Source organism: Pseudomonas sp. GB2N2 (assembly GCF_054897705.1).
In genome coordinates this window covers 2,452,934-2,476,980 of sequence record NZ_CM142701.1, presented here as the reverse complement: position 1 = coordinate 2,476,980, position 24,047 = coordinate 2,452,934, and the positions used below count along the sequence as shown (strand labels likewise).

The window sequence follows — 24,047 nt, the reverse complement described above, 5'->3', positions numbered from 1 at the left end:
AACGCCTGTTACCATTCGCGCTTTGTTTTATCTTCATTTCGAGACTTGCCATGACCACCGTCCGCACGCGCATCGCGCCATCGCCTACCGGGGACCCCCACGTAGGTACCGCTTACATCGCTTTGTTCAACTACTGCTTTGCCAAGCAGCACGGCGGTGAGTTCATCCTGCGGATCGAGGACACCGATCAGTTGCGTTCGACCCGCGAGTCCGAACAGCAGATTTTCGACGCCCTGCGCTGGTTGGGTATCGACTGGAGCGAAGGCCCGGACGTCGGCGGCCCGCACGGACCTTACCGTCAAAGCGAGCGCGGCGAGATCTATCAGAAGTACTGCCAGCAGCTGGTTGAAATGGGCCACGCGTTCCCGTGCTTCTGCACCGCCGAAGAGCTGGACCAGATGCGTGCCGAGCAAATGGCCCGTGGCGAAACCCCGCGGTACGACGGTCGTGCGCTGTTGCTTTCGGCCGGAGAAGTCGCGCGTCGCCTGGCTGCCGGCGAGCCGCACGTGATCCGCATGAAAGTGCCGAGCGAAGGCGTCTGCGTGGTGCCGGACATGCTGCGTGGCGATGTCGAGATCCCGTGGGATCGCATGGACATGCAAGTGCTGATGAAGACCGACGGCCTGCCGACGTACTTCCTCGCCAACGTCGTCGATGACCACCTGATGGGCATCACCCACGTGCTGCGCGGCGAAGAATGGCTGCCGTCGGCGCCGAAACTGATTCTGCTGTACGAGTACTTTGGCTGGGAGCAACCGCAGCTGTGCTACATGCCGCTGCTGCGTAATCCGGACAAGAGCAAGCTGTCCAAGCGCAAGAACCCGACGTCGGTCACGTTCTACGAGCGCATGGGTTTCATGCCGGAAGCGATGCTCAACTACCTTGGGCGCATGGGCTGGTCGATGCCGGACGAGCGTGAGAAGTTCTCGTTGCAGGAAATGGTCGAGCACTTCGACCTGAGCCGCGTTTCCCTAGGCGGGCCGATTTTCGACGTCGAGAAACTCTCCTGGCTCAACGGCCAGTGGTTGCGTGATTTGCCGGTGGAAGAGTTCGCCAGCCGCTTGCAGACGTGGGCGCTGAACCCTGAATACATGATGAAAATCGCGCCGCACGTGCAGGGCCGCGTTGAAACCTTCAGCCAGGTCGCGCCGCTGGCGGGGTTCTTTTTCGCCGGGGGCGTAAACCCGGACGCCAAGCTGTTTGAATCGAAGAAGCTCTCGGACGATCAGGTTCGTCAGTTGATGCAGTTGATCCTGTGGAAGCTGGAGAGCCTGCGTCAGTGGGAGAAGGAGAGCATCACCGCGACGATTCAGGCGGTGGTCGAGTCCCTGGAATTGAAACTGCGTGACGCTATGCCGTTGATGTTTGCCGCGATCACTGGCCAGGCCAGCTCGGTGTCGGTGCTCGACGCGATGGAAATCCTGGGCCCGGACCTGACGCGTTTCCGCCTGCGCCAAGCCATCGACTTGCTCGGTGGCGTGTCGAAGAAGGAAAACAAGGAGTGGGAAAAACTCCTCGCTAACATCGCCTGATCCCCACGCTTCTGTAGGAGCGGAACTTGCCCGCGAAGAACGATGACACCGTGTAACAGCTACACCGCGGCGTCCCATTCGCCGGCAAGCCTGGCTCCTACAGATGCAGGTATGCACCGGATTTACGGGGGGAGGGCGGTAAGTGATTGTTATGTCGGCAAAAAACTTCGGAAATAGTTAAAAATAAATTTGACACGTTTCCGAAGCGCCATTAAGATTCGCCCCGTCCTCAGCGATGAGGGGCTATAGCTCAGCTGGGAGAGCGCCTGCATGGCATGCAGGAGGTCAGCGGTTCGATCCCGCTTAGCTCCACCAATTTACACTTCAAGGTCTGGCCACACCGGTCTTGAAGCGATCAACACTCAGCGTTGATCGGGTGTATAGAAGGGTTTGCGTCCCCTTCGTCTAGTGGCCTAGGACACCGCCCTTTCACGGCGGTAACAGGGGTTCGAGTCCCCTAGGGGACGCCATTTTTACAGAAGCGATGTTGCAAGATGTCGCTCCGCCGCGAGGCGAAAAATCCGGGGCTTTAGCTCAGCTGGGAGAGCGCCTGCATGGCATGCAGGAGGTCAGCGGTTCGATCCCGCTAAGCTCCACCAATTTACAGTTCAAGGTCTGGCCACACCGGCCTTGAATTGATCAGCTCTCAGCACTGATCAGTTGTATAGAAGGTTTTGCGTCCCCTTCGTCTAGTGGCCTAGGACACCGCCCTTTCACGGCGGTAACAGGGGTTCGAGTCCCCTAGGGGACGCCACGATTACCCGCTCTGCGGGATTTTATAAGGGTCATTCAATTATTGAATGGCCCTTTTGTTTGTCTGGCGTTTGGCCAAATCCCCCAATTCTTTCAAACTGTTCTTCTCTTCAGGCCAGTCTTCAGGCCAGTCTTCAGACCAGCGGTCACAATCACGACTTGCAGAAAATTATTATGAGAATAATATTCTAGTCGTAATATTCGGAGGCAACGATGAACGATAAAAAAGCTCAAACCCGCGAACGCATCCTCAAGGCCGCCAGCGCAGCGCTGATTCAGCGTGGCCCGGCCGAACCGAGCGTGGGCGAAGTGATGGGCGCAGCCGGCCTGACGGTGGGTGGCTTCTATGCGCACTTCGAAAGCAAGGACGCGATGATGCTGGAAGCGTTCAAGCAACTGCTCAGTCACCGCCGCGGCTTGATCGCCGACATGGATGCCGAGTTGACCGGCGAAGAGCGTCGCGCATTGGTGGCGGCGTTTTACCTGTCGCGCAAACACCGTGATTCCTCGGATTCCGCGTGCCCGATCCCGGCGTCCGTTGGCGAGTTGGGGCGTCTGCCGGACTCGTTTCGCGAGGCGTTGAACGAGCATTTGGAAATGATGGTCGCGCAGTTGGCGGCCAGCCCGGAAGACACTGACAAAGCTTTGGCTGACATGGCTCTGATGGTGGGTGGTCTGGCTCTGGCGCGGGCGCTGGGGCCGGGAGAGTTGTCCGATCGATTGCTGCGTGCCGCCAAGTCGGCGGTGCTATGACCTGAAGGCAGAGCCTTGGGAGGGAGAGCGATGAGCACGTTGAAGTGGGTTCGTGGCGTTAATGGCACCCTGGGCTGGTTTGCACCGAAACTGGTCGCAAGCAAAATGCGACTGGCATTCATGACGCCGCGGGACCTGCCGCCGCGTGATTGGGAGTTGCCGCTGTTGGCAAAATCCGAACGGATCACTTTGCGCTTCGGCCTTTCGGTGTTGCGTTGGGGGCAAGGCCCGGCGGTGTTGCTGATGCACGGATGGGAAGGGCGGCCGACGCAGTTCGCCAGCCTGATCACCGCGCTGGTTGATGCCGGTTACACCGTGGTTGCGCTGGATGGCCCGGCCCATGGCCGCTCGCCCGGTAGCGAAGCCAACGTCGTGCTGTTCGCCCGCGCCATGCTGGAAGCTGCTGCCGAGTTACCACCGTTGCAAGCGGTGGTTGGTCACTCGATGGGCGGTGCCAGCGCCATGCTCGCCGTGCAGTTGGGCCTGCGCACCGAGACCCTGGTGACGATTGCTGCCCCGGCGCGGATTCTAGGGGTTCTGCGAGGTTTCGCACGCTATGTGCGGCTGCCGCCAAAAGCCCGTTCGGCGTTCATTCGTCAGGTCGAGAAAGACGTGGGCATGCGCGCGGCGACGCTGGATGTCGCGCACTATCAGCTCGACATGCCGGGCCTGATCGTGCACGCCGAGGACGATTGCTTCGTCTCGGTCAAGGAATCCCAACTGATCCATGAAGCCTGGTTCGACAGTCGTTTGCTGCGGCTGGAAGAGGGTGGTCATCAGCGAGTGCTCGCCGACCCGCGAGTGATTGATGGCGTGTTATCACTGCTGGCCGGTCGCAGCCTGCAATCGCGCCAATCAGCCTGAGCATCCGTTACACTGCCCCGGTCGCAATAATCTGACCGGGAGTGGGGCATGGGCTGGGATCGGGCAACGCCGTTTATCATTGATCTTGAAGTGGGCGCCGAGGACATCGACGGCCTGGGCCACGCGAATAACGCGGTGTACGTGACCTGGCTCGAACGCTGCGCGTGGCGCCACTCCCAGCGGCTGGGCCTGGATCTGGTCGAGTACCGGCGGCTGGATCGGGCAATGGCGGTGGTGCGACATGAGATCGATTACCTGGCCGCGGCTTATGAAGGCGATGAGTTGCAATTGGCGACCTGGATCGTCGATTGGGACCAGCGCCTGAAAATGGCCCGGCACTTCCAGCTCAAGCGCCCGAGCGACAACACCACGTTGTTGCGCGCGCAAACCACGTTTGTTTGCATCGAACTGTCGACGGGCAAGCCCAAGCGCATGCCGGCGGAGTTCATCGAAGGTTACGGCCCGGCGTTACAAGTAACGATTTAATTGACCCCTTCGCGGCGCCGAAACCAGTAAACTGCCGCACGTTTTTCGTCGAGTGTGTTTTTCATGCAAATTGCTTTGGCGCCCATGGAGGGGTTGGTCGACAACATCCTGCGGGACGTGCTGACCCGTGTGGGCGGTATCGATTGGTGCGTGACCGAGTTCATCCGGATCAACGACCAACTGCTTACCCCTGCCTATTTCCACAAGTTCGGCCCTGAATTGCTCACGGGCGCGCGCACCGCGTCTGGCGTGCCGTTGCGCGTGCAGTTGTTGGGTTCCGATCCGGTGTGCCTGGCGGAAAACGCGGCGCTGGCCTGCGAGCTTGGCTCCGAAGTCATCGACCTCAACTTCGGCTGCCCGGCCAAGACTGTCAACAAGTCCCGAGGCGGCGCAGTGCTGCTCAAAGAGCCCGAGCTGCTCAACCAGATCGTCGAACATGTCCGGCGTGCCGTGCCGGCGCACATTCCGGTCACCGCGAAAATGCGCCTCGGCTTCGACAGCCCGGACGGCTCGCTGGTCTGCGCCACGGCCCTGGCCGAAGGCGGCGCGGAACACATCGTGGTGCATGCGCGAACCAAAACCGATGGCTACAAGCCGCCGGCGCATTGGGAATGGATTCCCCGCGTGCAGGAAGTGGTCAAGGTGCCGGTGTTCGCCAATGGCGACATCTGGAGCGTCGAAGACTGGCGCCGCTGCCGCGAAATCAGCGGCGTGGAAGACATCATGCTCGGTCGCGGCCTGGTGTCGCGCCCGGACCTGGCCCGGCAAATTGCAGCTGCCCGTGCCGGTGAACAAGTGGTCGAGATGACCTGGGCCGAGCTGCTGCCGCTGATCCAGGACTTCTGGTTGCAGGCCAAGGCGCAGATGACGGCCCGTCAATCGCCGGGTCGTCTGAAGCAATGGCTGGCCATGCTGACCCGCAATTATCCCGAGGCGGTCGAGCTGTTCACCGTCCTGCGCCGTGAAACCGAACTGGATCATGTGTCGCGCTTGCTGGGTTTGCAGGTCGCCGAAGCGGCTTGAATCCCGATCAATAGGGTGCAAAAGCAGGCTCCGCAGCACTCAGGCAGAGCAGTAAAAAAAGGGCGCCAATGGCGCCCTTTTTTGTGCCAGTAATCTCCAACGTTACGCACGCTCCGTAGCAGCTGCCGAGCCTGCAAGAGCTTTTTAGCTGAAACACCGCGGCGTTTGATTTCACGACTGCTGCGCAGCCGAACGCAACCTCGCAGGCTCGGCAGCTGCTACGTGGGTTCGGGTTATTTCAGGAGTTTCTGGAACGACTCCACCGGCAACGGCCTGCTGTGCAAATACCCCTGATAAAGATGGCAGCCCAGCCCCTGCAAAAACTCCAGTTGCTCCGGCGTTTCCACGCCTTCTGCAATCACCTTCAACTCCAGGCTGCGGGCCATGGCGACGATGGCGCGGATGATCTCGGCGTCGTTCGGGTCGGTGGTGGCGTCGCGGATGAATGACTGGTCGATTTTAAGGGTGTCGACCGGCAGACGCTTGAGGTAAGTCAGCGAGGAATAGCCGGTGCCGAAGTCATCCATGGCAAAGCTCACGCCGAGTTTTTTCAGGCGACGCATTTTGCTGATGGTGTCTTCCAGGTTCTGGATCACGATGCCTTCGGTGATTTCCAGTTTCAGTATCGAGCAGGGCAGGCCATGGCTGGTGAGGCTGTGCTCGATGCGCTCGACAAAGTCGTTCTGACGGAATTGCCGCGGACTGATGTTCACGCACAGGCTGAAATTCAACGGATCGATCAGTCCCTTGGCAGTCAATTGTTTGAAGGCATTGCACGCTTCGTCGACGATCCAGGTGCCCACCTCCAGAATCAACCCGCTGTCCTCCAGCACCTTGATGAACTCGGTAGGTGATTGCGCACCGAGCTCCGGGTGGTTCCAGCGCACCAGTGCCTCGGCGCCGACGATGCGGTTATCCCTGGCGTCGACCTGCGGCTGGTAATGCACGTGGAACTCGCCCCGGGAAAGGGCCAGGCGCAAGTCGGTTTCCATGCGCAGGCGTTCGCTGGCCGCCTTCTGCATGGTGTTGTGATACATCTGCGTGGTGTTGCGCCCCGAGTCCTTGGCCCGATACAGCGCGATGTCGGCGCGCTTGAGCAGATCGGTCGGAGTCGAGCCGTGATCGGGAATCAGCGCGATGCCGATACTCGGCGTGACTTGCAGGCGTTGGCCGTCGAGGAACATCGGCTCCGACAGCAACTCGCGCAAGGTGTCCGCCAGCCCGCGGACCTGGGCGCTGACCTCATTGCGCGAGCCTTCAAGGCCGCTGAGCAGCACCACGAATTCGTCACCGCCCAGGCGCGCGACGGTGTCCTCCATGCGCACGCTGGCTTCAAGGCGCGCGGTGATGATCTTCAGCACCGTGTCGCCCACCGGGTGGCCGAGAGAATCGTTGATGTGCTTGAAATGGTCGAGATCAAGGAACATCAGCGCGCCGCGCAAATTGTGGCGTTTGAGCAGGGCGATCTGCTGGCTCAGGCGATCCATCAACAGCGCGCGGTTTGGCAGGTTGGTCAGCGGGTCGTGGTAGGCCAGGTGGCGGATCTGCGCTTCGGCGTTTTTCAGCAGGCTGACGTCCCGCGCGGTCAGCAGCAGGCAAGCGGTTTCATTGAGGGTGATCGGCTCCACCGACACTTCGACGGTCAACAATTCGCCGCGCTTGTTGCGACCGAGCATTTCCTGGTGGTGCACCCGACCCTTGATCTGTAGCTCGGCCAGCAGCGCCGAACGTTGTTTTTCTTCGGCCCAGATCCCGACCTGGTACACCGTGCGACCAACCACTTCATCGGCGCGATAGCCGGTCAGGCGGCAGAAACCATCGTTGACCTCGACATAGCGCCCGGTGTCGCGTTCGGTGATGGTGATGGCGTCCGGGCTGGAGTGGAAGGCTTTGGCGAACTTCTCTTCGCTGGCCTTGAGCGCCGCTTCCGAACGCTGCTGCTGGGTGATGTCGCGCAAAGTGGTGACGATACACGGCTGCTCGCCGACGCTGATCTGACGACTGGAAATCACGCAGGTCAACGATTGACCGTCCCGGTGCTGAACCAGAATGGCCACATTGTTCAGGCCTTGTTCGCGGATGACTTGTTCGATTCGGCTCAGGCTCTTCGCCGACGCATCCCACAGGCCGATTTCGTCGGCGCTGCGGCCAATCACTTCGGCGGTGCTCCAGCCGAAGGTCTGGGTGAAACTGGAGTTGATTTCGATGAACTGGCCGGTGTCCTGGCGAGTGACACAGATCGGGTCCGGGCTGACTTGGAACAGGGTGGCAAATTTCTCTTCGGAGGCGACCAGCTTTTGTTCGCGCTCGACCTGATCGGAAATGTCCAGCAAGGTGCCGGCCATGCGCAACGGCACGCCATGTTCATCGCGGTAGAGGCGGGCGCGGCTTTCCAGGTAGCGCGAGGTACCGTCCTGCAGTTGCACGCGGTAGGTCAGCTGATAATTGCCCGCCGGACCTTCGCGCAGGCTGCGATAGGCATCGCGCATGCTGCCGCGCTCTTCGTTGGGTACGCCTTCGAAAAATTCTTCGAAGGATTCATGGAACGGTTTGGCTTCCAGTCCATGCAACTGGGCGGCCCGGGCCGAGCCATAGAGCATGCCGCTGGGAATGTGCCAGTCCCAGGTGCCGAGTTGCGCCGAGTCCAGCGCCAGGTCGAGACGCTCCTGGCTGTCCTTCAAGGCATGCTCGGCGACCTTGCGTTCAGTGGTGTCGAGAAACGTGCTGAGCAGATAAGGCTGGCCCTCGAGTTCAACTTTCTGCGCACTGAGAATGCCGTCGTGAATTTGACCATTGCTGGCGCGAAACTGCACTTCCATGCTCACCAGTTCGCCTTTGGCCTTGGTTGCCCTGACCAGTTTTTCCCGTTGTTCCGGGTGCACCCACAAGCCCAGTTCGACGGTGGTGCGGCCAATCGCATTTTGTACCGGCCAGCCGAACAGGCTTTCGAAATACTGGTTGGCTTCGGTGATCAAGCCGTCTTCCTGGCGCGTCAGCAAGACCATGTTCGGGCACAGGTGAAACAGCGTCGCGAAGCGTTTTTCCGAGCTGCTCAGCGCCTGCTCGCGCTGGCGCTGGTGGGTGATCTCGCGGATCACCCCGATCATCCGGGGCCGCCCGTCTTTATCCGGTAGCAGGCTGCCGTTGATTTCCAGCCAGTGCAGGCTGCCATCGGGCCAGCGAATGCGGTGGTGCATCGCTTGTTCCAGCGGGGCGCCGGCAATCACTGCATGAAACGCGCGCACGGTTTTCGCCCGGTCTTCGGGTGGCAGCAGGTCGAGGTATTCCAGATCGGCGGGCAGCGGCTGGCGGGGGTCAAAGCCGAACAACGCCTGCGTCCCCCGCGACCAACTGATCTGCCCGCGCTCTATGTCCCAATACCAGGCGCCCAGACGCGCGCCGTTGAGGGCGGCGAGCAACTGCGGCGCGCTTTCCCAGCTCTGCTCGGACCGTTTCGGGTCAAGCGCCTGAATACGTGGCATCGGCGGAATACGGTCAACAGATTTCGGCATTGGCAGGCCTTGGGCTGAATTGGGCGTTAGGCACAGGAATTCGCGGCTCTATAGGAGTAGCACAAGTTAGCCTTGAGTCCCTGGCAGATCGAGTTGTGCATCCAGCAAGGCCATGAAGGCCCGTGCTGCGTTCGACAGCGTCCGTTCGGTGTGCAAGATATAGCCTAGCTGGCGAGTGAGTTGTATGCCCGGCAAAGGTATTCGCGCAACTTGACCGTCGAGCATGGTGCGCGGCAGCACGCTCCAGGCCAGGCCGATCGAGACCATCATCTTGATGGTTTCCAGGTAGTTGGTGCTCATGGCGATGTTCGGCGTCAAGCCCTGGGCTTCGAACAGCCGATGGACGATGTGGTGCGTAAAGGTGTTGCCGCCAGGAAATACGGCCGGGTGCAGGGCAATGTCGGCGAGGCTGACCGCACCGTTGTTGACCAGTGAATGCTCCGGGGCGACTACAAAATCCAGCGGGTCGTCCCACACCGGCGTGGCCTTGACCAGCGCGTGGGGCTCCGGCGCCAGGGTGATGACCGCCAGTTCAGCGCGGCCATGAAGAATTTCTTCGTAGGCCACTTCCGAATCGAGGAACTGAATATCCAGCGCCACTTGTGGGTAGCGGCGGGTGAACTCCCTTAATAAGGGTGGCAATCGGTGCAGGCCGATGTGGTGACTGGTGGCCAGGGTCAGCCGACCGGTCACTTCGCCGGTCAGGTTGGTCAACGCGCGGCGGGTGTCGTCCAGCACATTGAGAATCTGGTAAGCCCGCGGCAGCAAGGCGCGACCGGCTTCCGTCAGGCCGACTTCCCGGCCCAGGCGATCAAACAATCGCACGTTCAATTGCTGCTCCAGCCCGGCGATGCGTTTGCTGATGGCCGGTTGTGTCAGGTGCAGCCGTTCCCCGGCACCGGAGAAACTTCCGGTCTCGGCGATAGCAATAAAGGCATTGAGGTTGGCCAGATCCATTCAAGTATTCCAGTTGGTTATCCAAAGCATAAAAAATATGAATTTGAGTTATTTAATGTAACCCCCTAGGATCGACCTCACAAGCCAAAGGGTTATTGAACTGTTCAAAGCCCGGGTAGAAACACGCTGATGAGGACCTTCTGATGGCCGGCAAAACGCTTTACGACAAGCTCTGGGATTCCCATGAAGTGAAACGGCGCGACGATGGGTCGTCGCTGATCTATATCGACCGCCACATCATCCATGAAGTGACATCGCCCCAAGCTTTCGAAGGCCTGCGTCTGGCCGGGCGCAAGCCTTGGCGCGTCGACTCGATCATCGCCACCCCGGACCACAACGTGCCGACCACGCCGGATCGCAAGGGCGGCATCGAAGCGATCACCGACCAGGTCTCGCGTTTGCAGGTTCAAACCCTCGATGACTACTGCGACGAATATGGCATCACCGAATTCAAGATGAATGACGTGCGTCAAGGCATCGTGCACGTGATCGGTCCGGAGCAGGGCGCCACCTTGCCGGGCATGACCGTGGTCTGCGGCGACTCGCACACCTCGACTCACGGCGCATTCGGCGCCCTGGCCCACGGCATCGGCACTTCCGAAGTCGAACACGTGTTCGCCACGCAGTGCCTGGTTGCCAAGAAAATGAAGAACATGCTGGTGTCGGTCGAGGGCACATTGCCGTTCGGCGTGACCGCCAAGGACATCGTGCTCGCGGTGATCGGCAAGATCGGCACCGCCGGCGGTAACGGCCACGCCATCGAGTTCGCGGGCAGTGCGATTCGCGACTTGTCCGTCGAAGGCCGCATGACCATCTGCAACATGTCCATCGAGGCTGGCGCTCGCGTAGGGCTGGTCGCCGCTGACGAAAAAACCGTGGCGTACGTGAAAGGCCGTCCATTTGCTCCGAAAGGCGCGGAATGGGACCTGGCAGTCGAGGCCTGGAAGGACCTGGTTTCCGACAACGATGCCAGGTTCGACACCATCGTCGAACTCGACGCGACCCAGATCAAACCGCAAGTCAGCTGGGGCACTTCGCCCGAGATGGTATTGGCGGTTGATCAGAACGTGCCGGACCCGGCGAAGGAGATGGACCTGGTCAAGCGCGGTTCCATCGAACGTGCCTTGAAATACATGGGCTTGAGCGCCAATCAGGCGATCACCGATATTCAGCTCGATCGTGTGTTCATTGGCTCCTGCACCAACTCGCGGATCGAAGATTTGCGCGCTGCTGCCGTTATCGCCAAGGGCCGCAAAGTCGCTTCGACCATCAAGCAGGCCATCGTCGTGCCCGGTTCGGGCCTGGTGAAGGCGCAAGCCGAGGCCGAAGGCCTGGACAAGATTTTCCTCGAGGCCGGTTTCGAGTGGCGTGAACCGGGCTGCTCGATGTGCCTGGCAATGAACCCGGACCGTTTGGAGTCGGGTGAACATTGCGCCTCGACCTCCAACCGCAACTTCGAAGGGCGTCAGGGCGCCGGTGGCCGTACGCACCTGGTCAGCCCGGCCATGGCCGCGGCGGCTGCCGTCAACGGTCGTTTCATCGACGTTCGCGAACTGATCTGAGGAACCGCACATGAGAGCTTTTACCCAACACACCGGTTTGGTCGCGCCTTTGGACCGTGCCAACGTCGACACCGACCAGATCATTCCGAAGCAGTTCTTGAAGTCGATCAAGCGCACCGGTTTTGGCCCGAACCTGTTTGACGAATGGCGCTACCTGGACGTGGGCTATGCCTACCAGGACAACTCCAAGCGTCCGCTGAACAAGGACTTCGTGCTCAACGCCGAGCGTTATCAAGGCGCCAGCGTGTTGCTGGCCCGCGAAAACTTCGGTTGCGGCTCCAGCCGTGAACACGCGCCGTGGGCGCTGGAAGAGTACGGTTTCCGCAGCATCATCGCGCCGAGCTATGCCGACATCTTCTACAACAACAGCTTCAAGAACGGCTTGCTGCCGATCATCTTGAGCGACGCCGAGGTCGATGAGCTGTTCCAGCAGGTCGAGGCGAATCCTGGCTACAAGTTGACGGTAGACCTGCAAGCCCAGACCGTGACCCGCCCTGACGGCAAGGTCTACCGCTTCGAGCTGGACGAGTTCCGCAAGCATTGCCTGGTCAATGGCCTTGACGATATTGGCCTGACATTGATGGATCACGAGGCGATTGCAGCATTTGAAAGCAAGCACCGGGCGAGCCAGCCTTGGTTGTTTCGCGACGCATAAATTTGCGCAAGTTGTGATGACGCCATCGCTGGCAAGCCCGCTCCTACAAGGACAGCGCACTACCTGTGGGAGCTGGCTTGCCAGCGATGAGGCCCCCAACAGATACTTCAAGACTCACCCCAAAAAGGAAGTCCCCATGACCCGCACCGCCCAGCACAGCCAGGTCGTACAAAAGCAATTCGGTGAACAGGCTTCGGCCTACCTGAGCAGCGCCGTCCACGCTCAAGGCACCGAATTTGCGCTGCTACAGGCGGAACTGGCCGGGCAGGGCGAGGCCCGGGTGCTCGACCTCGGTTGCGGCGCCGGCCACGTGAGTTTTCACGTCGCCTCGCTGGTCAAAGAAGTGGTGGCTTACGACCTGTCCCAGCAAATGCTCGATGTGGTCGCCGGTGCGGCCGTTGATCGTGGGCTGAGCAACGTATCCACAGTCTTGGGTGCCGCTGAGCGCCTGCCGTTCGCCGATGGCGAATTCGACTTCGTGTTCAGCCGTTATTCGGCGCACCATTGGAGCGATCTCGGCCTGGCCTTGCGCGAAGTGCGTCGGGTGCTGAAACCGGGCGGCGTGGCGGCGTTCATTGACGTGTTGTCGCCGGGCAGTCCGTTGTTCGACACGTACCTGCAAAGCGTCGAAGTGCTGCGCGACACCAGCCACGTGCGTGATTATTCTGCCGGCGAGTGGCTGCGTCAGGTCAGCGAGGCCGGGTTGCACACCCGTAGCACCACGCGTCAACGCCTGCGTCTGGAGTACAACAGCTGGGTCGAACGCATGCGCACGCCAGAAGTGATGCGCGCCGCGATTCTTGAGTTGCAGCAATCGATGGGCAACGAAGTGCGCGAATATTTCGAGATTGAGGCCGATGGTTCGTTCAGTACCGATGTGCTGGTGGTGATGGCCGAACGATAAGCGTCGAGCGATAGACTTTTTCCGGGTGCGTCCGAGCACGCACCGACTGATGACATGAGGAAAGCATGAGCAAGCAGATTCTGATTCTCCCGGGTGACGGTATCGGTCCGGAAATCATGGCCGAAGCGGTCAAGGTGCTGGAACTGGCCAACGACAAGTACAGCCTCGGCTTCGAACTGAGCCACGACGTGATCGGCGGCGCGGCCATCGACAAACACGGCGTGCCACTGGCCGACGAAACCCTGGAGCGAGCCCGCGCCGCCGACGCCGTTCTGCTGGGCGCCGTGGGTGGCCCGAAATGGGACACCATCGAGCGTGACATCCGTCCTGAGCGCGGTTTGCTGAAAATCCGAGCGCAATTGGGCCTGTTTGGCAACCTGCGCCCGGCGATCCTTTACCCGCAACTGGCCGAGGCGTCGAGCCTGAAAGCCGACATCGTTTCCGGCCTCGACATCCTGATCGTCCGCGAACTGACCGGCGGCATCTACTTCGGCGCGCCGCGTGGGACCCGCGTCCTGGAGAACGGCGAGCGTCAGGCCTACGACACCCTGCCGTACAGCGAAAGCGAAATCCGCCGTATCGCCCGCGTCGGTTTCGACATGGCCATGGTCCGCAGCAAGAAGCTTTGCTCGGTGGACAAGGCCAACGTTCTGGCGTCCAGCCAGCTGTGGCGTGAAATCGTCGAGGAAGTGGCCAAGGATTACCCTGAGGTCGAGCTGAGCCACCTGTACGTCGACAACGCCGCCATGCAACTGGTGCGCGCGCCGAAGCAGTTCGACGTGATCGTCACCGACAACCTGTTTGGCGACATCCTCTCCGATCAGGCGTCGATGCTGACCGGCTCCATCGGCATGCTGCCGTCGGCATCCCTCGATACCCACAACAAGGGCATGTACGAGCCGTGCCACGGTTCGGCGCCGGACATCGCAGGCAAAGGCATTGCCAATCCTTTGGCGACCATTTTGTCGGTGTCGATGATGTTGCGTTACACCTTCAATCAGTCGGCGGCGGCGGACGCCATCGAGAAAGCCGTGAGCCTGGTGCTGGATCAGGGCCTGCGCACGGGCGACATCTGGTCGACCGGTTGCACCAAAGTCGGTACGCAGCAAATGGGTGACGCAGTAGTCGCCGCGCTGCGGAATCTGTAATCTCTCGGGCCCGCTGCCACTTTCAACTTCGAAAGCAGCGGCCCACTTTTCAAGAAGGTGTAGTTGCGATGAAACGTGTAGGTCTGATCGGTTGGCGCGGTATGGTCGGTTCCGTGCTCATGCAGCGGATGCTGGAAGAGCAGGATTTCGATCTTATCGAGCCGGTGTTTTTCACCACTTCCAATGTCGGTGGCCAAGGCCCGTCTGTGGGCAAGGACATTGCTCCGCTCAAAGACGCTTACAGCATTGATGAGCTGAAAACCCTCGACGTGATTCTGACCTGCCAGGGTGGCGACTACACCAGCGAAGTCTTCCCGAAACTGCGCGAGGCCGGCTGGCAGGGTTACTGGATCGACGCCGCATCCAGCCTGCGCATGCAGGATGACGCAGTGATCGTGCTGGACCCGGTGAATCGCAAGGTCATCGACCAGCAGCTCGACGCGGGCACCAAGAACTATATCGGCGGCAACTGCACCGTCAGCCTGATGCTGATGGGCCTGGGCGGTCTGTTCGATGCCGGCCTGGTCGAGTGGATGAGCGCCATGACCTATCAGGCGGCCTCCGGTGCCGGCGCGCAGAACATGCGTGAACTGATCAAGCAAATGGGCGCGACCCACGCCGCTGTCGCCGATCAACTGGCCGATCCGGCCAGCGCCATCCTCGACATCGACCGCCGTGTCGCCGAAGCCATGCGCAGCGATGCGTACCCGACCGAGAACTTCGGCGTGCCAATGGCCGGCAGCTTGATCCCGTGGATCGACAAGGAACTGCCGAACGGCCAGAGCCGCGAAGAGTGGAAGGCCCAGGCCGAGACCAACAAGATTCTTGGTCGTTTCAAGAGCCCGATCCCGGTGGACGGTATCTGCGTGCGCATTGGCGCCATGCGTTGCCACAGCCAGGCGCTGACCATCAAGCTGAACAAAGACGTGCCGATCGCCGACATCGAAGGGCTGATCAGCCAGCACAACCCTTGGGTCAAACTGGTGCCGAACAACCGCGACATCAGCATTCAGGAACTGAGCCCGACGAAAGTCACCGGCACCCTGAACGTACCGGTTGGCCGTCTGCGTAAGCTGAACATGGGCACTCAATACCTCGGCGCCTTCACCGTCGGCGACCAGCTGCTGTGGGGCGCGGCCGAACCGCTGCGTCGCATGTTGCGGATTCTGCTTGAGCGTTGATTAACTGAAGTAATAACGGAACCCGCACCTTGAGAGAGGCGCGGGTTTTTTTATGGGTTTCATCGGGCGGCGAAAATTGCCTGCACGCCACCCACCCGGTAAAGTGCCGCTCCCCCCGTTTCGCCTGAGGTAGAACCATGAGCCAGTCCTTTGATATCGCTGTGATCGGCGCCACCGGTACTGTCGGCGAAACGCTGGTGCAGATTCTCGAAGAGCGTGATTTTCCGGTCGGCAACCTGTACTTGCTGGCCAGCAGCGAGTCGGCCGGGCATTCGGTGCCGTTTCGTGGCAAGAACGTGCGGGTGCGCGAGGTGGATGAATTCGACTTCAGCAAAGTGCAGTTGGTGTTCTTTGCCGCCGGCCCGGCGGTGACCCTGAGTTTCGCCTCGCGCGCCACGGCCGCCGGTTGCTCGCTGATCGACCTGTCTGGTGCCTTGCCCGCCGATCAGGCCCCGCAAGTGGTTCCGGAAGCCAATGCCCAGGTGTTGGCCGGTCTGAAAAAACCGTTCCAGGTCAGCAGCCCCAGCCCGTCGGCCACCACATTGGCCGTGGTGCTCGCGCCGTTGCTCGGTTTGCTCGATTTGCAGCGCATCAATCTGACCGCCAGCCTGGCCGTCTCTGCCCAGGGCCGGGAAGCCGTCAAGGAACTGGCCCGACAGACCGCCGAATTGCTCAACGTGCGTCCACTGGAACCGACTTTCTTTGACCGGCAAATGGCGTTCAACTTGCTGGCTCAAGTCGGCAAGCCAGATGATCAAGGCCATACGCTGCTGGAAAAACGTCTGGTGCGCGAACTGCGCCAGGTCATGGCGTTGCCTTTGTTAAAGATTTCCGTCACTTGCATTCAAGCCCCGGTGTTTTTTGGCGATAGCTTTAACGTGACCCTGCAATCTGCAAGCGCCGTGGACCTGGTCAAGGTCAACGCTGCGCTGGAAGACGCTCCGGGCATCGAGTGGGTGGAAGCCGGTGATTACCCGACGCCGGTCGGCGATGCGGTAGGGCAGGATGTGGTTTACGTCGGTCGTGTGCGGGCCGGAATCGACGACCCGTCGGAACTTAATTTGTGGCTGACGTCAGATAACGTACGCAAGGGCGCGGCGCTCAATGCTGTGCAGGTGGCCGAATTGTTGATAAAAGACCTGCTGTAAAAGATACTTGCAACAATTTGCAGAATGATTCCAGCCGAGCGCTATGCTTGGCCAGATTGCTTAAGGCGAGCCACCCTGCGAGGCTTTCCGGGGCATGACAGAAATGATCGCGCGCGACGACTCTTCGCCGCCGCGCGCAATGCCTTACGGCAGCGACTATCAACACCTTCTCGCTGGCCGAGGAATGTTCAAACAAAGGATGAGGCTATGGTTCAAGTTCGCAAACTGGTGTTAGCAATAGCGGCCGCCTCAGCGCTGTCCTCCGGTATGGCGCATGCGCTCGGGCTTGGGGAATTGACCCTGAAGTCGTCCCTGAACCAGCCGCTGGTGGCGGAAATCGAGTTGCTCGACGTCAAGGACCTCACCGCTGCCGAGGTGGTGCCGAGCCTGGCTTCGCCCGACGATTTCGCCAAGGCCGGTGTCGACCGCCAGGCGTTTCTCAACGACCTGAGCTTTACCCCGGTGCTCAACGCCAGTGGCAAGAGCGTCTTGCGTGTGACTTCCAGCAAGCCGCTGTCCGAACCGATGGTGAAATTCCTGGTTCAGGTGATGTGGCCTAACGGTCGCCTGCTGCGCGACTACAGCGTGCTGCTCGATCCGTCCAAATTCTCTCCGCAAACCGCTGAAGCGGCTGCGCAACCGGCGCCGACGCAAACCGTCGCCGCACCGGTCACCGGCGCCACCAAGCCGAATCAATACACCACCACGCCACGCGATACCCTGTGGGAAATTGCCGCGAAGGCGCGCAATGGCGGTTCGATTCAGCAAACCATGCTGGCGATCCAGGCGCTGAACCCGGATGCGTTCATCAACGGCAACATCAACTTGCTGAAAACCGGACAGGTCCTGCGCCTGCCGGATCAGACCCAGACCGCCAGCGTGCCGCAACCCAAGGCCGTCGCTGAAGTCGCTGCGCAGAACACCGCGTGGCGCCAGGGTCGTCGTTATGTTGCGAAGCCCGGCACCGGGCAGCAACAACTCGATGCCACCAAGCGCCCTCGCGCTGAAGTCGCTCCTGCGCAGCCTGCCAAGGATAATCTGAGCCTGGTTTCCGCCGAGTCCGGCAAGGCCGGCAAAGGTGCCAAAGGCGATGCGAAGAACAAGCTGGCCCTGGTTCAGGAAAGCCTCGATACCACCCGCCGTGGCAACGAAGAATTAAAAAGCCGCATGTCCGATCTGCAAAGTCAGATGGACAAGCTGCAACGCCTGATCGAACTGAAGAACAATCAACTGGCCAAGTTGCAGGCCGATGGCGCGGCGGCGGCTCCGGCTGCTGCCGTGGCGACTGCTCCGGTCATTTCCGCCGAACTGACGCCAAGCCCAGCGCCGGCGCCGGTCGAAGCAGTGCCTGTCGAAGCTGCGCCGGTAACGCCAGCCCCGGCAGCGACTGCTCCAGAAGCAGTGCCGGCCCCGGCCGAAACGCCTGTGGAGCCGAAGCCTGCCGCGTCCGACGATCAAAAATTCAACGAGTTGCTGACCAATCCGCTGCTGCTGGGTCTGGTTGGCGGCGGCGTGATCGTTCTTCTGCTGTTGCTGTTGCTACTGGCCCGTCGCCGCAAAGCCCAGCAGGAAGCCGAGAAACACCTGCGCATGGCTCGGGCCTTGTCCGAGGACCAGGAATTCTCCGCTGAACAGGACTTGCCAGACAGCAGCTTCGAAGGGCTGGAAGTTCCGCCGCCGAGCGTGCACCTCGCGACCGCCCCTGCGCCAGCACCGACCCCGGCACCCGCTCCGGCTCCAGTGATTGCACCTGTGGTGGTCATGCCGCCGATCGCCGCGCCATTGGTGTCGCCGGCCGCTGAGCGCGACGACGACGTGCTGAGCAAGGCGCAATCGCACATCGCCGCCGGTCGCCTGAATCAGGCGGCCGCGTTGCTGGAAGACGGCATCAAGCAAGAGCCTCAGCGCAGCGACTTGCGCCTGAAGTTGATGGAAGTCTACGGCCAGCAGGGCGACCGCGATGCATTCGTCGGTCAGGAGCGTCAGTTGGTGGCCAACGGTGAAAACTTCGCCCGCGTCGAAGAGCTGAAAAGCCGCTTTCCGACGATGGCTGTGGTTGCCGCCGGTGGCCTCGCCGCAGCGGCCATTGCTGCCGAGCTGGACGCGCAATACGTCAAGGACCTGTTGCTGGACGAACCCGAAACGCCGGCAGCAGCACCGGACGACGACTTCGACAGCGACTTCGACCTGAGCCTGGATGACCTGGAATCGACATCACCCGCCGTAGTGGCGCCTGAGCCGGTGGCAGAGGATCTGTCTGAGCTGGAAGAGTTTCCACTGGATGACGACCTGAGCTTCGAGTCGGTGCTGGCGCAGCAGACCGAGATTAAGGAGAACCTCGATGACCTGTCGGATTTCGATCTGGACATGGACCTCGGCGCCGGTCCTTCCACGGCTACGCCGGCTGACGACGATTTCCTGCTGAACCTGGATGACGACGCCAAGGGCCTGCCTTCCGCTGCCGCACCGACGGTAACGCCGGATGAACTGGAGCTTCCGGCTGATTTCGATCTGTCGTTGGCCGAAGAAATGGATGCGCCGGATGCCTTCTCGGCGGAACTGGATGACGTCAACGCCGAGCTGGATCGTATGTCCCAGGGCATTGGCGAGCCGACGTTCACCGCAGAAGACGCCATGGCCTCCGCTGCTGACGAGCCTGATTTCGACTTCCTCTCTGGTACCGACGAAGTGGCCACCAAGCTCGACCTGGCCCAGGCTTACATCGACATGGGAGACGCCGCGGGCGCGCGGGACATTCTCAATGAGGTGGTGACTGAAGGTGATGCCGGCCAGAAGACTGAAGCCAAGGAAATGCTTTCGCGTCTGGCTTGAATGACTGGTAGGGCATAAACAAAAACGGCAGCCATCGAGGCTGCCTTTTTTTATGAGAATGGCGCATGGATTCGCGCATGGACACCACGTGCCACTGGCGTCCGGTTACGACGGCCTTATAATGCCCGCCTTTGCGCACATCAGCAGGCTTTCACTCCTTGGCAAATATAGATAACCCGGCCGCCGAAAGGGTCCCCGACGGTTTTTTCCGCATCGCCTTGGGCGTTGAATATAAAGGCTCGCGCTATCGCGGCTGGCAGCGTCAGGCATCCGGCGTGCTCACGGTGCAGGAAACCCTGGAAAATGCCCTGTCCAAAGTCGCCGACGCCCCGGTGTCACTGCTCTGCGCCGGGCGCACGGACGCCGGCGTGCATGCGTGCGGTCAGGTGGTGCATTTCGACACGCAGGTCGAGCGCTCGATGAAAGCCTGGGTCATGGGCGCCAACATCAACTTGCCCCATGACGTCAGCGTCAGTTGGGCCAAGGTCATGCCGGCGCATTTTCACGCGCGATTCAAGGCCATCGCCCGGCGCTATCGTTACGTGATCTACAACGATCAGATCCGCCCGGCGCACCTCAACGAAGAAATCACCTGGAATCACCGTCCGCTCGACGTCGAGCGCATGGCCGAGGCCGCTCAATATTTGGTCGGCACCCATGACTTCAGTGCTTTTCGCGCCGGTCAGTGCCAGGCCAAGTCGCCGATCAAGGAATTGCATCACCTGCGGGTCACACGGCACGGCAAAATGATCGTGCTGGATATCCGTGCCAGTGCCTTCCTGCATCACATGGTGCGCAACATTGCCGGTGTGCTGATGACCATCGGTACCGGCGAGCGTCCGGTGGAATGGATGAAAGAAGTGCTGGAGAGCCGGATTCGTCGTTCAGGCGGGGTGACGGCGCATCCGTTCGGCCTGTATCTGGTGCAGGTCGAGTACCGCGACGAGTTCGAATTGCCCGAGCGTTACATTGGCCCACACTTCCTGACCGGTTTCACCGAACTTGACGGCTGACGCCCTCGAACGCATTTGTTACCATCCGGGACTTTCCCGGATTTGCCCTGAGGTTTTATCGACATGTCGGCCGTTCGCAGCAAGATTTGCGGGATTACCCGCTTAGAAGATGCGTTGGCGGCAGTCGAGGCCGGGGCGGATGCCATCGGGTTTGTGTTCTACGCCAAGAGCCCGCGGGCCGTGACGTTCCAGCAGGCGCGCGACATCATCAAGGCGCTGCCACCTTTCGTGACCACCGTGGGTTTGTTCGTCAACGCCAGCCGCTGCGAGTTGGGTGAACTGCTCGATGCCGTGCCGCTCGACCTGTTGCAGTTCCATGGCGATGAAGCCGCGGCAGACTGCGAAGGCTGGCATCGACCGTACATCAAGGCGTTGCGGGTCAAGGCTGGCGACGACATTGCGGCCGCCTGCGATGCATTCCCGAGCGCCAGCGGTATCCTGCTCGACGCCTACGTCGAGGGTGTGCCCGGCGGAACCGGCGAAGCGTTCGACTGGTCTCTGATACCGCAAGGCTTGAGCAAGCCGATCATCCTCGCGGGTGGTTTGACGCCGGACAACGTTGCCCAGGCGATTACGCGGGTTCGACCTTATGCAGTGGATGTCAGCGGTGGGGTGGAGGCGAGCAAGGGCATCAAGGATCACGCAAAGATTCAGGCATTCATTAACGCGGTACGCGCATCGATGTGACGGCTGGCACACTGCCGCCGTCCACAGGCATGGCTGAGGATTTTTGGGGTGTACGCAGGTCATGTTCAGCTGATCCGGCATCTCATCGATCATCGCCACACACATGAATTTAGCTCAAGGGCATACGCGGGGCTGCGAACCAGAGCGTTCGGGCCGCCGGTACTGGAGAAAGAAAGCATGAGCAACTGGTTAGTAGACAAACTGATCCCTTCGATCATGCGTTCCGAGGTCAAGAAGAGCTCGGTGCCTGAAGGCCTGTGGCACAAATGCCCGTCTTGCGAGGCTGTGCTGTACCGTCCGGAGCTGGAAAAGACCCTGGACGTTTGCCCCAAGTGCAACCACCACATGCGTATCGGCGCGCGCGCCCGTATCGACATTTTCCTCGACGCCGAAGGCCGCAACGAGCTGGGCGCGGACCTGGAGCCGGTTGACCGTCTGAAATTCCGCGACGGCAAGAAGTACAAGGATCGCCTGGTCGCAGCGCAAAAGGCGACGGGCGAAAAAGACGCACTGATTTCCATGAGCGGCACCTTGCTGGGCATGCCAGTGGTGGTTTCGGCCTTTGAATTCTCCTTCATGGGCGGTTCCATGGGCGCCATCGTTGGTGAGCGCTTTGTTCGCGCCGCCAACTACGCCCTGGAAAACAACTGTCCGATGATCTGCTTCGCTGCTTCCGGTGGCGCGCGGATGCAGGAAGCCCTGATTTCCCTGATGCAAATGGCCAAGACCTCTGCGGTGCTGGCGCGTCTGCGTGAAGAAGGCATCCCGTTCATCTCGGTGCTGACAGACCCGGTCTACGGCGGCGTTTCGGCCAGTTTGGCAATGCTCGGCGACGTGATTGTCGGCGAGCCGAAAGCCCTGATCGGCTTCGCCGGTCCACGCGTTATCGAACAGACCGTTCGTGAAAAACTGCCGGAAGGTTTCCAGCGCAGCGAGTTCCTCCTGGAGCACGGTGCGATCGACCTGATCATCCACCGTCAGGAACTGCGTCCGCGTCTGGGCAACCTGCTGGCGCAACTGACCGGCAAGCCGACGCCGAAATTCGTCGCCGCGCCTATCGAGCCGATCGTGGTTCCGCCGGTGCCTGCAAACATATGACCCAACGCACCCTTGGCGAGTGGCTCGCCTACCTCGAGCATTTGCACCCTTCGGCCATCGACATGGGCCTTGAGCGCTCGCAACGGGTAGCGTCCCGCATGGGACTGGGCAAGCCGGCGCCTCGGGTGATCACGGTCACTGGCACCAACGGCAAGGGTTCTACCTGCGCATTCGTGGCTTCATTGCTGCGAGCGCAGGGCTTGAAAGTCGGTGTCTACAACTCTCCGCATTTGCTGCGTTACAACGAGCGGGTGCAGGTCAACGGCGTCGAAGCGACCGACGCCGAGCTGTGCGAAGCCTTCGCTGCGGTCGAGGCTGGGCGTGGCGAGATTTCCCTGACGTATTTCGAGATGGGCACTCTGGCGGCGTTCTGGCTGTTTCAACGGTCAGCGCTTGACGCGGTGGTGCTTGAAGTCGGCCTGGGCGGGCGTCTGGATACGGTTAACGTGGTGGATGCCGACATGGCGCTGGTAACCAGCATCGGCGTTGATCACGCGGATTACCTGGGCGACACCCGTGAATCCGTGGCGTACGAAAAGGCCGGCATCTTCCGCCAGGGCGCGCCCGCGCTCTGTGGCGATCTGAATCCGCCCCAACCGCTGCTGGACAAGGCGCGCGAACTGGCGTGCCCGTTTTTCCTGCGGGGGCGCGATTTTGACCTTGGTGTGACCGAGCACAATTGGCAATGGCGCGGGCTCGACGCTCAAGGGCAGGGGGTTGAGCTACACGGATTGCCGTTGCTCGATCTGCCGATGGAAAACGCCGCGCTGGCGTTGCAGGCTTATCTGCTGCTTGGTTTGCCTTGGGTCGACGCGCAAATTATGGATGCGCTGAAGGTCACTCGGGTGGTTGGTCGACTCGATCGCCGTCAATTCGACTGGCAGGGAAAACGCCTGAACCTATTGCTGGACGTGGGGCACAACCCTCACGCCGCCGAATACCTGGCCCGTCGTCTGGCCAGTCGGCCGCCGGCCGGCAAGCGTCTGGCGGTGTTCGGGCTGCTGGCGGACAAGGATCTGGATGGTGTCGTCGGCGAGTTGAATGCTAGTGTCCAGCACTGGGCGGTTGCGCCGCTGGATTCGCCGCGGGCGAGACCGGTTGCCGATTTACACGGGGCGTTGCAGAACCTTGGCGCGTTGGTAACGTCCTATGACAGCGTCGCCGCTGCCTTGGAAGGGCAGTGCGCGCAAGCGACGAGCGACGACGAGATTTTGTTGTTCGGATCATTTTATTGTGTCGCCGAGGCCCTTGAATGGCTGGCCCGGCGCTCCACGGAGGACGCGGCAAATGGCATTGCTGGATAAAGCTTACAAACAGCGCATGGTCGGCGCCCTGGTGCTGGTGGCGTTGGCGGTGATTTTCCTGCCGATGCTGTTTTCCCGTCAGGATGAGCAGCGTCAGGTCACGGTCGAAGCACCCGCTGCTCCTCAGGCGCCTTCGGTGCCGCCTGTGCAGGTCGAATCGGTGGTGGTGCCTGAGCCGCAAGCTTTGCCGCAAGAGCCTGTGCCGAGTGATGACGACATCGCCCAGCAGGAAGAGCCATCGATGCCGGTAGCACCTGTAGCGCCGGCACCTGCGCCTGCCGCGAAACCGGTCACACCGCCTCCGGTCAACAAACCGACGACTGCACCGAGCCAGCCGATTACCGCTGCACCGGGCAAGCCGGACACCACTCAAAGCCGCATCGATGCCAATGGCCTGTCAGTCAGCTGGTCGGTGCAACTGGCCAGCCTGGCGAGTCGTGCCGGTGCAGAAAACCTGCAGAAAACCCTGCGCAGCCAAGGCTACAACGCCTACATTCGCACGGCCGACGGCAAGAATCGGGTGTTCGTCGGGCCACTGATCGAGCGGGCAGAAGCCGATCGCTTGCGTGACTTACTGAACCGCCAGCAGAACCTCAAGGGTTTTGTGGTGCGCTTCCAGCCTGAGCGCGGTTAAA

19 protein-coding genes and 4 tRNA genes are annotated in these 24,047 nt (G+C 60.9%); 21 read left to right on the top strand and 2 right to left on the bottom strand.

Features of this window, described 5'->3' with window-relative positions:
• Positions 1-50: 50 nt before the first annotated feature.
• The 9 genes from gltX to ACYZT4_RS11470 all read left to right on the top strand — a co-directional run bounded on the left by gltX (position 51) and on the right by ACYZT4_RS11470 (position 5,411).
• Positions 51-1,532: a glutamate--tRNA ligase gene (gene gltX, locus ACYZT4_RS11510; protein ID WP_461987865.1), complete on the top strand. Its 1,482-nt coding sequence runs from the start codon at positions 51-53 to the stop codon at positions 1,530-1,532.
• 239 nt (positions 1,533-1,771) lie between these two features.
• Positions 1,772-1,847 (top strand) — tRNA-Ala (locus ACYZT4_RS11505).
• Positions 1,848-1,926: 79 nt separating this feature from the next.
• Positions 1,927-2,002: transfer RNA gene (locus ACYZT4_RS11500), tRNA-Glu, on the top strand.
• A gap of 53 nt (positions 2,003-2,055) precedes the next feature.
• A tRNA-Ala gene (locus tag ACYZT4_RS11495) sits at positions 2,056-2,131 on the top strand.
• Positions 2,132-2,210: 79 nt separating this feature from the next.
• A tRNA-Glu gene (locus tag ACYZT4_RS11490) sits at positions 2,211-2,286 on the top strand.
• A gap of 212 nt (positions 2,287-2,498) precedes the next feature.
• Positions 2,499-3,038, top strand: a complete 540-nt coding sequence (locus ACYZT4_RS11485) for a TetR/AcrR family transcriptional regulator (RefSeq protein WP_461987863.1) — start codon at positions 2,499-2,501, stop codon at positions 3,036-3,038.
• 30 nt (positions 3,039-3,068) lie between these two features.
• Entirely contained in the window at positions 3,069-3,902 is an 834-nt protein-coding gene (locus ACYZT4_RS11480) for an alpha/beta fold hydrolase (protein WP_461987862.1), read from the top strand.
• Positions 3,903-3,950: 48 nt separating this feature from the next.
• On the top strand, positions 3,951-4,388 hold the full coding sequence (locus tag ACYZT4_RS11475; RefSeq protein WP_461987860.1) for an acyl-CoA thioesterase: 438 nt from the start codon (positions 3,951-3,953) through the stop codon (positions 4,386-4,388).
• A 63-nt stretch (positions 4,389-4,451) separates the two neighbouring features.
• Positions 4,452-5,411, top strand: a complete 960-nt coding sequence (locus ACYZT4_RS11470) for a tRNA dihydrouridine synthase (RefSeq protein ID WP_461987858.1) — start codon at positions 4,452-4,454, stop codon at positions 5,409-5,411.
• A gap of 233 nt (positions 5,412-5,644) precedes the next feature.
• Here ACYZT4_RS11470 and ACYZT4_RS11465 read toward each other — a convergent pair whose 3' ends face one another.
• Together ACYZT4_RS11465 and ACYZT4_RS11460 are read right to left on the bottom strand one after the other, a co-directional pair.
• Positions 5,645-8,923 carry a sensor domain-containing protein gene (locus ACYZT4_RS11465; RefSeq protein ID WP_461987856.1) on the bottom strand — a complete coding sequence of 1,093 codons (3,279 nt, stop codon included), beginning with the start codon at positions 8,921-8,923 and terminating at the stop codon, positions 5,645-5,647.
• A 66-nt stretch (positions 8,924-8,989) separates the two neighbouring features.
• A complete protein-coding gene (locus ACYZT4_RS11460) occupies positions 8,990-9,880 on the bottom strand; it encodes a LysR family transcriptional regulator (RefSeq protein WP_461987854.1) in 891 nt (296 codons plus the stop codon).
• A 143-nt stretch (positions 9,881-10,023) separates the two neighbouring features.
• On the opposite strand from ACYZT4_RS11460, the gene leuC reads away from it, so the two are divergent.
• The 12 genes from leuC to ACYZT4_RS11400 all read left to right on the top strand — a co-directional run bounded on the left by leuC (position 10,024) and on the right by ACYZT4_RS11400 (position 24,046).
• Complete coding sequence (gene leuC, locus ACYZT4_RS11455; RefSeq protein ID WP_461987852.1) at positions 10,024-11,442, top strand: 3-isopropylmalate dehydratase large subunit; 1,419 nt, start codon at positions 10,024-10,026, stop codon at positions 11,440-11,442.
• A 10-nt stretch (positions 11,443-11,452) separates the two neighbouring features.
• On the top strand, positions 11,453-12,097 hold the full coding sequence (leuD, locus tag ACYZT4_RS11450; RefSeq protein WP_461987850.1) for a 3-isopropylmalate dehydratase small subunit: 645 nt from the start codon (positions 11,453-11,455) through the stop codon (positions 12,095-12,097).
• 136 nt (positions 12,098-12,233) lie between these two features.
• Positions 12,234-13,001, top strand: coding sequence for a class I SAM-dependent methyltransferase (locus ACYZT4_RS11445; protein WP_461987849.1), 768 nt, complete (start codon positions 12,234-12,236; stop codon positions 12,999-13,001).
• Positions 13,002-13,066: 65 nt separating this feature from the next.
• A complete protein-coding gene (gene leuB / locus ACYZT4_RS11440; protein WP_461987847.1) occupies positions 13,067-14,149 on the top strand; it encodes a 3-isopropylmalate dehydrogenase in 1,083 nt (360 codons plus the stop codon).
• A 68-nt stretch (positions 14,150-14,217) separates the two neighbouring features.
• Positions 14,218-15,330, top strand: a complete 1,113-nt coding sequence (gene asd, locus ACYZT4_RS11435) for an aspartate-semialdehyde dehydrogenase (RefSeq protein WP_461987845.1) — start codon at positions 14,218-14,220, stop codon at positions 15,328-15,330.
• A 137-nt stretch (positions 15,331-15,467) separates the two neighbouring features.
• Positions 15,468-16,478, top strand: coding sequence for an aspartate-semialdehyde dehydrogenase (locus ACYZT4_RS11430; RefSeq protein WP_461987843.1), 1,011 nt, complete (start codon positions 15,468-15,470; stop codon positions 16,476-16,478).
• Between the two features lie 207 nt (positions 16,479-16,685).
• Positions 16,686-19,310 carry a FimV/HubP family polar landmark protein gene (locus ACYZT4_RS11425; RefSeq protein WP_461987842.1) on the top strand — a complete coding sequence of 875 codons (2,625 nt, stop codon included), beginning with the start codon at positions 16,686-16,688 and terminating at the stop codon, positions 19,308-19,310.
• A 158-nt stretch (positions 19,311-19,468) separates the two neighbouring features.
• Positions 19,469-20,323: a tRNA pseudouridine(38-40) synthase TruA gene (gene truA / locus ACYZT4_RS11420; protein WP_461987840.1), complete on the top strand. Its 855-nt coding sequence runs from the start codon at positions 19,469-19,471 to the stop codon at positions 20,321-20,323.
• 63 nt (positions 20,324-20,386) lie between these two features.
• Positions 20,387-21,010, top strand: a complete 624-nt coding sequence (locus tag ACYZT4_RS11415) for a phosphoribosylanthranilate isomerase (protein WP_461987838.1) — start codon at positions 20,387-20,389, stop codon at positions 21,008-21,010.
• A gap of 177 nt (positions 21,011-21,187) precedes the next feature.
• Positions 21,188-22,108, top strand: a complete 921-nt coding sequence (gene accD / locus ACYZT4_RS11410) for an acetyl-CoA carboxylase, carboxyltransferase subunit beta (RefSeq protein WP_461987836.1) — start codon at positions 21,188-21,190, stop codon at positions 22,106-22,108.
• Positions 22,105-23,412 (top strand): bifunctional tetrahydrofolate synthase/dihydrofolate synthase, encoded by a 1,308-nt coding sequence (gene folC, locus ACYZT4_RS11405; protein WP_461987834.1) that lies wholly within the window; start codon positions 22,105-22,107, stop codon positions 23,410-23,412. The genes accD and folC overlap by 4 nt, the downstream gene beginning before the upstream one ends.
• Positions 23,396-24,046, top strand: a complete 651-nt coding sequence (locus ACYZT4_RS11400) for an SPOR domain-containing protein (RefSeq protein WP_461987833.1) — start codon at positions 23,396-23,398, stop codon at positions 24,044-24,046. The genes folC and ACYZT4_RS11400 overlap by 17 nt, the downstream gene beginning before the upstream one ends.
• The last annotated feature ends 1 nt before the right edge of the window (position 24,047 follow it).

Bases quoted from the DNA above. Each gene is read 5' to 3' on its own strand.
- gltX (WP_461987865.1), top strand. From the start codon at position 51: ATGACCACCGTCCGCACGCGCATCGCGCCATCGCCTACCGGGGACCCC.
- ACYZT4_RS11485 (WP_461987863.1), top strand. From the start codon at position 2,499: ATGAACGATAAAAAAGCTCAAACCCGCGAACGCATCCTCAAGGCCGCC.
- ACYZT4_RS11480 (WP_461987862.1), top strand. From the start codon at position 3,069: ATGAGCACGTTGAAGTGGGTTCGTGGCGTTAATGGCACCCTGGGCTGG.
- ACYZT4_RS11475 (WP_461987860.1), top strand. From the start codon at position 3,951: ATGGGCTGGGATCGGGCAACGCCGTTTATCATTGATCTTGAAGTGGGC.
- ACYZT4_RS11470 (WP_461987858.1), top strand. From the start codon at position 4,452: ATGCAAATTGCTTTGGCGCCCATGGAGGGGTTGGTCGACAACATCCTG.
- ACYZT4_RS11465 (WP_461987856.1), bottom strand. From the start codon at position 8,923: ATGCCGAAATCTGTTGACCGTATTCCGCCGATGCCACGTATTCAGGCG.
- ACYZT4_RS11460 (WP_461987854.1), bottom strand. From the start codon at position 9,880: ATGGATCTGGCCAACCTCAATGCCTTTATTGCTATCGCCGAGACCGGA.
- leuC (WP_461987852.1), top strand. From the start codon at position 10,024: ATGGCCGGCAAAACGCTTTACGACAAGCTCTGGGATTCCCATGAAGTG.
- leuD (WP_461987850.1), top strand. From the start codon at position 11,453: ATGAGAGCTTTTACCCAACACACCGGTTTGGTCGCGCCTTTGGACCGT.
- ACYZT4_RS11445 (WP_461987849.1), top strand. From the start codon at position 12,234: ATGACCCGCACCGCCCAGCACAGCCAGGTCGTACAAAAGCAATTCGGT.
- leuB (WP_461987847.1), top strand. From the start codon at position 13,067: ATGAGCAAGCAGATTCTGATTCTCCCGGGTGACGGTATCGGTCCGGAA.
- asd (WP_461987845.1), top strand. From the start codon at position 14,218: ATGAAACGTGTAGGTCTGATCGGTTGGCGCGGTATGGTCGGTTCCGTG.
- ACYZT4_RS11430 (WP_461987843.1), top strand. From the start codon at position 15,468: ATGAGCCAGTCCTTTGATATCGCTGTGATCGGCGCCACCGGTACTGTC.
- ACYZT4_RS11425 (WP_461987842.1), top strand. From the start codon at position 16,686: ATGGTTCAAGTTCGCAAACTGGTGTTAGCAATAGCGGCCGCCTCAGCG.
- ACYZT4_RS11415 (WP_461987838.1), top strand. From the start codon at position 20,387: ATGTCGGCCGTTCGCAGCAAGATTTGCGGGATTACCCGCTTAGAAGAT.
- accD (WP_461987836.1), top strand. From the start codon at position 21,188: ATGAGCAACTGGTTAGTAGACAAACTGATCCCTTCGATCATGCGTTCC.
- folC (WP_461987834.1), top strand. From the start codon at position 22,105: ATGACCCAACGCACCCTTGGCGAGTGGCTCGCCTACCTCGAGCATTTG.
- ACYZT4_RS11400 (WP_461987833.1), top strand. From the start codon at position 23,396: ATGGCATTGCTGGATAAAGCTTACAAACAGCGCATGGTCGGCGCCCTG.